The organism is Pseudoalteromonas sp. SR45-5 (genome assembly GCF_014163565.1).
In the GTDB taxonomy this organism is placed as follows: domain Bacteria; phylum Pseudomonadota; class Gammaproteobacteria; order Enterobacterales; family Alteromonadaceae; genus Pseudoalteromonas; species Pseudoalteromonas distincta.
Genome location: NZ_JACJDN010000886.1, coordinates 1 through 1,247 on the forward strand (window position 1 = coordinate 1; position 1,247 = coordinate 1,247).

At 36.7% G+C, this 1,247-nt stretch carries 2 protein-coding genes; one reads left to right on the forward strand and one right to left on the reverse strand.

What is annotated here, in order from left to right:
- A partial coding sequence (miaE, locus tag H5072_RS19835; protein WP_310735907.1) for a tRNA isopentenyl-2-thiomethyl-A-37 hydroxylase MiaE occupies window positions 1-399 on the reverse strand: 399 nt, incomplete at its 3' end.
- A gap of 206 nt (window positions 400-605) precedes the next feature.
- Here miaE and H5072_RS19840 point away from each other — a divergent pair.
- A complete protein-coding gene (locus tag H5072_RS19840) occupies window positions 606-1,205 on the forward strand; it encodes a Yip1 family protein (protein ID WP_182694563.1) in 600 nt (199 codons plus the stop codon).
- The last annotated feature ends 42 nt before the right edge of the window (window positions 1,206-1,247 follow it).

Below are 1,247 nucleotides of genomic sequence, written 5' to 3' on the forward strand. Positions count from 1 at the left end.
GTCCATAATTTCGAGCACTTGGTAAAAATGATGCAACTCTTCTTTTATCAACAATACCATTTTATCAATTAAATCTTGTCCATATGGCGAATTAGATTTAGGAATTATTGATTTAGTTAGCTTATTTTTAGCGGCGAGATCACGCCAATTTCCTTCACGCTTATAAATAAGCGTTTCAAATGGCTTTAGCCACTCGAGTAAGGCATCACTGCCCTCTTTATCAACAGCGTATTTACGTATTAAAAACATCGCACTTTGAGCCGCTTTTAACTCACAAATTAAGTGATCGATTAAGATTACTGATAAGTTCTCTTTTTTAATTGCCTGCTCCACCCACTGCTGTGGGGTTGTACACACTAAAAAGTTATTGATCGGCTCTAAAAGTTGGCTATGTGGCACGTTGACTGCTCATTACTAAATAAATTTGATATGCCATTATTTTAACACGAAATTTTGTTTGGGATAAATCAAAGCCCTAACCTGTGCAAAAATGTTAATAGTGAGTTAACTTGACTTTGCAAAATAAGTGAACCATAACTGTACGTAGACTGTATAAAAATAAACCAACCAAAACAGTAATACGTTCCTTTTATGGAGTAAGCACTATGATACTAAATCACCTCTGGGGCATTTATGCTCACCCACTTGAAGAATGGCAAACAATAGATAATCGCCATGAAAGTCTAACCTATAGTTTGTCGCATATTTTACTGATTGCTTTGTTTCCTTCAATAATGGGTTATTACTCATCTGTTTATTTAGGATGGAGTATAGGCGCAGGCGATCCTGTATTTTTAACGCACGATAGTGCGCTATTAATTGCAGTTGCAATGTATTTTGCTTTAATAGCGGGTGTTTTTGCATTGGCGTATTTGGCTCATTGGATGGCCGTTACATTTGGCTCTAAGCCTACATTTACACAAACACTTGAACTTGCAGCTTATACTGCAACACCTGTGTTTATGTCGGCGCTTGCCGCCTTTTGGCCTGTACTTTGGTTTGTAGTGTGTATTGGAATTATTGCACTAGCTTACTCGGTCTACTTACTTTATACCGGCGTACCAATACTTATGCATATTCCAGAAGAGCGTGGCTTTATTTATGCCAGCTCGGTTGTAACGTGTGGATTAATATTACTAGTTATTATTTTAGCTGTAACAGCTATGCTTTGGACAAATGGGATTGTTACTCCAATGTTTACTTAATAAAGTTTAGCTAAAAAAGAGTCGTGTTTGATAGAAATGTTC

What these genes read in the sequence shown, in the direction of transcription:
- H5072_RS19840 (WP_182694563.1), top strand. Translation starts at nt 606, where the DNA reads ATGATACTAAATCACCTCTGGGGCATTTATGCTCACCCACTTGAAGAA.